General features: G+C 64.4%; 10 protein-coding genes. 4 read left to right on the top strand and 6 right to left on the bottom strand.

Annotation, left to right across the window (positions count from 1 at the left end; genetic code table 11):
- A partial coding sequence (locus ACSLE4_RS07790; RefSeq protein ID WP_435903907.1) for a PQQ-dependent sugar dehydrogenase occupies window positions 1-462 on the top strand: 462 nt, incomplete at its 5' end.
- On the opposite strand, the gene ACSLE4_RS07785 is transcribed toward ACSLE4_RS07790, so the two are convergent.
- The 3 genes from ACSLE4_RS07785 to leuB form a co-directional block, all read right to left on the bottom strand.
- Window positions 452-1,132, bottom strand: a complete 681-nt coding sequence (locus ACSLE4_RS07785) for an exopolysaccharide biosynthesis protein (protein ID WP_435903906.1) — start codon at window positions 1,130-1,132, stop codon at window positions 452-454. The genes ACSLE4_RS07790 and ACSLE4_RS07785 overlap by 11 nt on opposite strands.
- A gap of 69 nt (window positions 1,133-1,201) precedes the next feature.
- Window positions 1,202-1,858: a hypothetical protein gene (locus ACSLE4_RS07780; RefSeq protein WP_435903905.1), complete on the bottom strand. Its 657-nt coding sequence runs from the start codon at window positions 1,856-1,858 to the stop codon at window positions 1,202-1,204.
- A 6-nt stretch (window positions 1,859-1,864) separates the two neighbouring features.
- Window positions 1,865-2,971, bottom strand: a complete 1,107-nt coding sequence (gene leuB, locus ACSLE4_RS07775; RefSeq protein WP_435903904.1) for a 3-isopropylmalate dehydrogenase — start codon at window positions 2,969-2,971, stop codon at window positions 1,865-1,867.
- Between the two features lie 81 nt (window positions 2,972-3,052).
- On the opposite strand from leuB, the gene ACSLE4_RS07770 reads away from it, so the two are divergent.
- Window positions 3,053-3,472 (top strand): hypothetical protein, encoded by a 420-nt coding sequence (locus tag ACSLE4_RS07770; protein ID WP_435903903.1) that lies wholly within the window; start codon window positions 3,053-3,055, stop codon window positions 3,470-3,472.
- A 6-nt stretch (window positions 3,473-3,478) separates the two neighbouring features.
- Here the strand turns inward: ACSLE4_RS07770 and leuD are convergent, their stop codons facing one another.
- Complete coding sequence (leuD, locus tag ACSLE4_RS07765; protein ID WP_435903902.1) at window positions 3,479-4,084, bottom strand: 3-isopropylmalate dehydratase small subunit; 606 nt, start codon at window positions 4,082-4,084, stop codon at window positions 3,479-3,481.
- A gap of 125 nt (window positions 4,085-4,209) precedes the next feature.
- On the opposite strand from leuD, the gene ACSLE4_RS07760 reads away from it, so the two are divergent.
- Together ACSLE4_RS07760 and ACSLE4_RS07755 are read left to right on the top strand one after the other, a co-directional pair.
- On the top strand, window positions 4,210-4,605 hold the full coding sequence (locus tag ACSLE4_RS07760) for a PH domain-containing protein (RefSeq protein ID WP_435903901.1): 396 nt from the start codon (window positions 4,210-4,212) through the stop codon (window positions 4,603-4,605).
- 17 nt (window positions 4,606-4,622) lie between these two features.
- Complete coding sequence (locus ACSLE4_RS07755) at window positions 4,623-4,946, top strand: hypothetical protein (RefSeq protein ID WP_435903900.1); 324 nt, start codon at window positions 4,623-4,625, stop codon at window positions 4,944-4,946.
- A gap of 13 nt (window positions 4,947-4,959) precedes the next feature.
- Here the strand turns inward: ACSLE4_RS07755 and ACSLE4_RS07750 are convergent, their stop codons facing one another.
- Both ACSLE4_RS07750 and ACSLE4_RS07745 read right to left on the bottom strand, forming a co-directional pair.
- On the bottom strand, window positions 4,960-5,568 hold the full coding sequence (locus tag ACSLE4_RS07750; protein ID WP_435903899.1) for a hypothetical protein: 609 nt from the start codon (window positions 5,566-5,568) through the stop codon (window positions 4,960-4,962).
- 58 nt (window positions 5,569-5,626) lie between these two features.
- Window positions 5,627-6,037, bottom strand: coding sequence for a metallopeptidase family protein (locus tag ACSLE4_RS07745; RefSeq protein WP_435903898.1), 411 nt, complete (start codon window positions 6,035-6,037; stop codon window positions 5,627-5,629).
- Window positions 6,038-6,162 lie beyond the last annotated feature (125 nt).

The raw sequence follows: 6,162 nt of genomic DNA, 5'->3' as shown, positions 1-6,162 counted from the left end.
GGCGGCTTCTACGGCTGGCCGTACAGCTATTGGGGCAAGCATGTCGACCAGCGCGTGGAGCCGCAAAAGCCGGCGTTGGTGAAGCGCGCCATCGTGCCGGATTACGCGCTCGGCAACCATGTGGCCCCGCTTGGGCTCACCTTCGCGGATGGCAATACCTTGCCGCCGGCCTATGCGAGCGGTGTGTTTGTCGGCGAGCACGGTTCGTGGAACCGGGCGCCGCGCAGCGGCTACAAGGTGGTGTTCGTGCCGTTCGTGGACGGCGTGCCCCAAGGCAAGCCAGTCGACGTGCTGACTGGATTCCTCAACGAGGACGAAGAGGCGCGCGGGCGCCCCGTGGGTGTCGAGATCGCCAAGGACGGTGCGCTGCTCGTGGCCGATGACGTTGGCAACACGGTCTGGCGCGTCACCGGCGCTCTGCGGAGCGCCAAGGCACCGCAAACCCTGCGCTCTAGCCGATAAAGCTCGAGAACAGCAACAACGCCGCCTTGATGAAGCCGAGGACCACGGCCCCGGCCACGATCACGCTCGCCGCCGCCACGGCGGTGCCGACAAGGACCGCCAGGCCGTCCTTCTCGACGATGGCGAGCCCGAAAATGGCGATGGCGAAGGCGGGCAGCCAGTTGGCGAAGGGGATGGGCAAGGTCAGTACAAGCGCGAGAAAGAGAACAAGGGTGCCGACGGCGCGCTCGCCGGTCCAGGACAGGAGCTGGGTCAGGCGCGGCGTGAAAAGCCGCTCGGCTCGCTCCAGCGCGGGCAGAGTGCGTGAAACGACGGCCTCGAAGCTCGCGCGCGGGAAGGAGCGGTGCTTGATCCAATTGGGGAACCAGGGGCGGCGCTGGCCATAGGCGAGTTGCGCCCCGAGCAGCACGAGCGGAAAGCCGAGCACAGCCGAAAGCAGCGGAATATTCAGCGGCACGAGATTCGGCAACGCGAAGATCAGGAGCAGGACGCCGAAGCCGCGATCGCCCAGCGCGTCACGGAGTGCACCGAGACTGATGCGGTCCGCCGTCTGGGTCTCCAGAAACTCGCGAAGAAGAACGGTCGTGCGCCGGCCGTTCGGCGCGTCGGCGGCCGTCTCGGTGCGCGACGGCGTTAGGCCGCCGAGGGGATGTGTCGCCTTTTGGTCCATAGTCTCGCCGCATGCCATCCCCCACACTGAGGGGAATATAGGCTCGCAATATGACGGTTGGGTCGCGGCCTAGTTAACGCGCCGGCCGGGAAGCTCGTCCTTCACCTCGGCGCAGTCCTTGCGGGCGAACTTGTTGACCTGGCGCACGACTTCCGGGCCCAGCGCGTTGGTCGAGTTGTCCAGGCCCGTCGCGGCGTATAGCAGAGGATAGATCGCCGCCGGCGCGGACACCTCTCCCCAGTTAACCTTGGCGTCGGTCGCCTTGCCGTTCCTGAACGTAATGCGGGGCGCGAGCTCGACCTCGATGACGTAGGGTTTGCCGTCCTGCTGAATAGCGCAGCGCACCTTGTGCATGTCTGTCTCGATCGAGGCGCGCGGCGCGCTCATGGCATTGGCGAGAGGCGCACGCTCCAGGCGCACGGTCGATTGGCACGCCGCCTTGCCCCAGACCCAATCGACACGGCCGCCCAGCGCATCGACGATCTCCTCGGCGCGCCAAGTCCAGCCGATATCGCAAGTGATGTTCGGCCCTTGCTCCTCCCGGGTCTCGACGATGTCGCAGATCTCGATCTTGCAGGCCTCGCGGGCCTGCTTCTGCGCCTGTTCCTCAGGCGTCGGCTTGCGCTTGGACGTGACCTGCGGCCCGAGATCCTCGGCGGCAAGGCCTGGCACGTTCGCCCCCAAGAGGAGCAGTGCAACCGCAACAAGGGCGAATCGCTTTGTCATGGGCGCCTAGGTTTCACTCTTTAGCGACGCAATGATGGCGTCGCCCATCTCGCGCGTGCCCACGGTCTTGCAGCCGTCTTGCTTGATGTCGCCGGTACGCAGGCCCTGATCGAGCACTCGTGCGATGGCCCTTTCGATTTTGTCCGCCGCGTCACCGAGATCGAAGGAATAGCGCAAGGCCATGGCGAAGCTGGCGATCGTGGCGATGGGGTTGGCTGCGCCCTTGCCGGCAATGTCGGGCGCCGAGCCGTGTACGGGCTCGTAGAGCGCCTTGCGGCGGCCGCGCTCGTCTTCCGCCCCGAGCGAGGCGGACGGCAACATGCCAAGCGATCCCGTGGCCATGGCGGCCTCGTCGGACAGCACGTCGCCGAACAGATTGTCTGTGACGATGACGTCGAATTGCTTCGGTGCGCGCACAAGCTGCATGGCGCAGTTATCGGCGAGGATGTGCTCGAGCTTGACGTCTGAATAGCGTTCCTTGTGGACCTGCGTGACCACCTCGTTCCACAAGACGCCGGTCTTCATCACGTTGCGCTTCTCAGCGGAGTGGACGAGATTGCCGCGCTTGCGCGCCAGGTCGAAGGCGACGGCGGCGATGCGTTCGATCTCGTAGGTCTCATAGACTTGCGTATCCACGGCGCGCTTCTGGCCGTTCCCGAGATCGGTGATCTCCTTGGGCTCGCCGAAATAAACGCCACCGGTCAGCTCGCGCACGATCATGATGTCGAGGCCGTCGACCAATTCCCGCTTCAAGGATGATGCATCGGCCAGCGCCGGGTAGCAGATGGCGGGGCGGAGATTTGCGAACAGCTCGAGGTCCTTGCGCAAGCGGAGCAGCCCGGCCTCAGGGCGCTTGTCATAGGGCACGCCGTCCCATTTGGGTCCGCCCACGGCGCCCAGCATCACCCCGTCGGCTTCGAGCGCGCATCTCATGGTGGCGTCGGACACCGCCTCGCCATGGGCATCGTAAGCGCAGCCGCCGACCAGGTCCGTCTCGGTTTCGATCGTGGCAATGCCGGACGTATTCACCCAATCGATCAGGCGCGTCACCTCGCCCATGACCTCGGGTCCGATGCCGTCGCCGGGAAGAAGTAGGAGTTTGTAGGAAGCCATGAATCCGCGTCCGCCTTGTGCTAAAGCATCGTCCCGATAGGCCGGAGAGAACCGGCGGAGCTTGGGTAACGGGAGTGAGACATGCTGACAAGGGTGCTGTTTGCCGCTTTTTTGCTGGTCGGAGCGGCCGGAGCCGCGTCCGCCCAGGACACCACGGTCGTGGCGCTGGGGCTCACCGACCATAAAGTGACCGAGGACGAGCTCATGAGCGGGGCGGCGTTGCCCACGCCGAAGTTCAACTCGCCTGGGGTCGCCTATGTGCTGGTGGCACACGCACAGAAAGGCGACACCATCGAACTCCATCTCGTGAAGGACGGCGAATCCCTGATGCACAATGCGCGCGAACTCGACGCGGACGAGGACGGCGTGCTGGTCATGGCGGGCAAGACCGGCGTGCCTGCGGGCGGCTGGCCCGACGGCAGCTACACGGCGCGGGTGAAGGTCACGCGCGGCGGCGAGACGCTCGCCGAACAGGAGACGGACGCGATTCCGTTCGAGTAGGCGCGGTTAAGCCCAGGGGCGGCTGGCGGCGTTCTGCTGCTCGAAGGCTTCGATCGCTTCGGCCTTCTCCAGGGTGAGGCCGATATCGTCGAGCCCTTCGATCAGGCAGCGCTTGCGGTGCGGGTCGACGTCGAAGGGGATCGCCCCGCCGTCGGGTCCGCGGATCTCCTGCGCTTCCAGATCGATGGTGAGCCGCGCGTTGTCGCCGCGTGACGCATCGTCGATCAGCTTGTCGATCTCGGCCTGCGGCAGAACGATCGGCAAAATGCCGTTCTTGAAGCAGTTGTTGTAGAAGATGTCGGCAAAGGACGGGGCGACGATGCAGCGGAAGCCGAAATCGAGCAGGGCCCAGGGGGCGTGCTCGCGGGAAGAGCCGCAGCCGAAATTGTCGCCGGCGATGAGGATCTTGGCCTCCGTATAGGGCGCCTGGTGCAGCACGAAATCGGGCAGCTTCTCGCCCGCCTCGTCGTAGCGCAGCTCGGCGAATAGGCCTTCGCCCAGCCCGGTGCGCTTGATCGTCTTCAGGTACTGCTTCGGGATGATCATGTCGGTATCGACATTGATCATCGGCAGATGGGCGGCGATGCCCGTGAGCGTCGTGAATTTTTCCATGGGTAACCTCTTATCCGCCAGCCATATAGCGGCTCGCGAGCCCGGTTTCCACCGTCACATATCCGCGCTTTTCTCCGGCCATTGTGGGCCTTAAGGTCCGGGACCAAGCGGTGGGAGACAAAAGCATGGTGAGCACGGAGATTTACAAGGCGCATCCGGCGATGTTCCGGGCGCACCCGTTTTGGTTCATCCTGTTCGTGCTCCTGATCGCCGCGTTCGGCATCGGCCTGCTCATCCTGCTCTATTGGTACATCAAGACCCGGGCCACGGCGCTGACGGTGAGCGACCATGAGCTCCTCTATGAGCAGGGAATCTTGAGCAAGGAGCGGCTGGCCGTGTCGCTGCGGCATGTACGTTCGGTGCAGGTCAATCAGAGCTTCATCAACCGCATCCTCGGCGTGGGCGAAATCGAGATCAAGACGGCGGGGGACGAGCCTGAGTTCACGGTCACGGACCTACCCGACCCGCATCAAGTGCGCGAGGCGATCAGCCGGGCGCAGGAAATGCGGCTGGACGACTAGGCGGGGAGCCAAGAGCCATGGCGGGCGAAGGAGACCGGCAGGACCGGAAAGAGGCCACGCGATTGTTCGTGGCGGCGGCGGTCGCGCTGATCCTGCTCGTCCTGATGGGCTTCGCCGGGCTCACCTACTTCACCGGGATGATGGGGGAGGCCGATCCATTTTCCGCCGGGCTGGGGCTCAAGAACGCGGCGCTGATCTCGTTCGCGGTGTCGTTCGCGGCGATTCTGGTGATGGCCGTGGTGTCCGGCGGCGACGCCATTTTCGGCGAGCTGCCCTTCACCATCGCAGGCTTTCTGATCTTCTTCGTGATCTTCTGGCTGATGATCGCCTGGATTTTCTAGCGCGCGGAACAGGCTAGTTCGACGGGCCGAGCGTAAAGACACCCCGATCGGACTTCGCGTTCTGGCTGCCGTTGACCAGCTGGCGGTAATAGGCCCGCATCGTCTCGCAGCGCTGCGGTCCGGGCGGATGCACCGCGTCACCCTTCAGCTGGGAGATGAAGGTGCAGATCTGCTCCATGCCTTGGGCGTCGAGCCAGCCCCATTTCACGCCCCGCCGGATGGCGAACAGGTCGGCCTTCGTCTCACTGGCACCGATGAACTGGTGACCGCACTCATGGGAGTAGATGTAGAGCTTTACCTGCGTGGAGAGCCCCGCGATCTTCGTGGTGTTGAGAATGAGGAAGCCCGGAAAGGCGCCTCCCCAGCTATCGAAGTCCGGGTTCAGCACGGTCGGCCGCGTGCCGCAATTCACGCGAATGCCGTCGATCTTGAGGCTCCCGTGGGGGATTTCCTTGCCGGAAGGGCCCACCTGCTCGAGATATTGCTCGATGGTGGGGCCGCCCGTGGAACCGCCGCGATAGACGAATTCCTGTGCGCGCGCGGTGTTGCTCAGGCCGGAGAGGCCTGCAACCGCAAGCGCGGCGACCGCCGCATAACGAAAAATTGCCCGTCCGCTAAGCATCGTTGGCACACTCTAAGGCGAGATTGGTATCTAGGCAATTACCGCACACTGTCGCGGGTCAGTTCGCGGCTTCGGATTCGATGCGCTCCATGTCGTCGTCGGACAGGCCGAAATGGTGGCCGATCTCATGCACCAGAACATGGGCGATAATGTCGCCGAGCTTGTCCTCGTGCTCGGCCCAGTAGTCGAGAATCGGCCGCCGATAGAGGAAGATCATCTCCGGCAGCGCCGAGACGTCGAGCACGCTTTGGCGGGTGAGATCGACGCCCTGATAGAGCCCGAGCAGGCCGAAAGGGGACTCGATGCCGAGCGAGTCGAGCACCTCGTCGGTGGGGAAGTCCTCGACCCGGATCAAGACGTCCTTGGTCATGTCGCGGAAGGCCGCGGGCAGCTTCTTATAGGCCGCGTTGGCGATGGTCTCGAACTCGGCGAGGTTCGGCGCGCGGTGCGTGTGCCAATCGGGGGTCATGCGCGTTTCGTCTCCGGCTTCCGCGCAAGCACGATCGCCTCGCGCAAGGTGAAGGTGTACCCATCCTCCGTCTCGCGGGGGCGCAGGAACTCCCGCAAGGGTTCGCTTGCCAGCATTTCCTTCAG

The organism is Methyloceanibacter sp., assembly GCF_051306395.1.
Classification (GTDB): domain Bacteria; phylum Pseudomonadota; class Alphaproteobacteria; order Rhizobiales; family Methyloligellaceae; genus Methyloceanibacter.
Note: the sequence above shows the minus strand (reverse complement) of the source record. Positions and strands in the feature narration are given on the sequence as shown.